General features: G+C 62.2%; 1 protein-coding gene. It reads right to left on the reverse strand.

What is annotated here, in order from left to right:
* Positions 1–407: 407 nt before the first annotated feature.
* Positions 408–1,202: a type IV toxin-antitoxin system AbiEi family antitoxin domain-containing protein gene (locus LRG07_RS13575; protein WP_238642722.1), complete on the reverse strand. Its 795-nt coding sequence runs from the start codon at positions 1,200–1,202 to the stop codon at positions 408–410.
* Positions 1,203–1,605 lie beyond the last annotated feature (403 nt).

Here is a 1,605-nt window from a genome sequence, read left to right on the forward strand (position 1 = left end):
TGCTGATTGTAAGCGGCACGTACAATTAGCACAAACCTTGGCGCGTGCAACGCGGTTAGGCGCACGGTTCCGAGTCCACCGTGCAGAGCCTGCTCGGCGGTCGGATGCAGCACATCCCTGTCGGTGGTCAAATGCTACGCAGTTGCGGGCTGCGCGGCGCTTCGCCCGCACGTTCTCCAATAGGCCCCACACGGCGCGCCAAGAGGCGGCCCACCGCCCGGGTGACCGGCAGACGACACCGCCCCCTGTGTCCGGTTACGGCGTCAGGACACATTCCCACGCGCGTTTTGGGCCTTCCAGAGCAACGCCGGGTGGCTCTGCACAAGAGCCGTGAGCCGCGGATCCAGATCCAGCACCTCGGCGCGAATCTCACCGTGGTCCAGAATTCTGTCCAGAAACTCACAGACTCATGCCACCTCGCTCCAGCGCTGCTCGGCCAAGGCCTGCGGGACGACAAGATTCCATTCGGCGATGAACCGGGTCCGCCCGCAGTTCCGGCGGCTGACATACCGCGGTTGCCGCGGCCGCTTCTCCCGCAAGATCCGTAGGTGCTCCTCCTGGACCATCAAGCTCTCTCGATGCAGATCAAGAAACCAACCCACCTTGCCCACCGTCGTGGCGTTACCGAGAAGCAGTGCATACTCCACCACTTGGTCCAGGTCGAAGAATTCAACCATCTCCACCGAGCGCCAGAGTTCTTCCCAGCCGCCGCATAGTTCGGGGCGGTCCAGCACGTCAACCAGTGTGCGCTCCAATCCGGTTACCCGTACGCTCTGCCCGCTCCGATCATGCTCCTCCACTCCAAAGAACAGGTCTCCGCTCTGCTGCAGCACCTTCGGAAACCGCACGGCCCGGAACCGCCAGCCCCGAAAGGTGGTCGTGCGCGCTGCTCGAGCCGTTTGGTATTGAAGCTCGGAAAAACCGGAATAGGCACGGCCGTGGAACTCCAGTGCCGTGTGGTACGCAAGAACCGCGTCGTCCGTCATCTTTGCAGCAACGAGGAATGGGTCGACGGTACAGTTCTCGGGCGTCTCCCCGGCTCGCACCACCCAGTAGAGGCCACGACGAACCGGCAGGATGCGGCCTCGCTGCCGGTAGTATCCGAGCAAAGAGTCACGGCTGCTCGGAGCCAGGTTAAGCGTGGATCCGAACTCGTCCGCAGTGAAGACCCGATGTGTCGCCAGGAACGAAGAAGCAGTCACCGTTTACTTGCTCGCAATGCGCATACCTTGCAAATAGTTTGCTAGGTTTGCTTAACAGCATCAAGTCGACCCACTCCTTACGCATCATTTTCTTGACGTCCTCTCGCCGTGAACGACGAGGATGGCAAGGACGCCGTCTGGCCGCGAATAAGTCCGCGCTATCCCGACCGCCTCAGACTCGCCTGCTTCGGCCTTTTCGGTTCTCGATAAGCATGGGACGATGGAGGTAACCATCGCCCCCGACTGGTGAGCGTCGCAGCCACTCCAGCTCGTCACGCCGCTCTTCTTTCGAGCCGTACTGAGCGATCCGCCGGCGCTCGTACTCCGGCGACCCACCTCGACGCCTCACCGCCTGCCTGGCCGAGACCCCGTAGTACCACCGATACCACTCGACGAACCGCCG

This window comes from Halorhodospira sp. 9622 (assembly GCF_022228025.1).
GTDB classification, from domain to species: domain Bacteria; phylum Pseudomonadota; class Gammaproteobacteria; order Nitrococcales; family Halorhodospiraceae; genus Halorhodospira; species Halorhodospira halophila_A.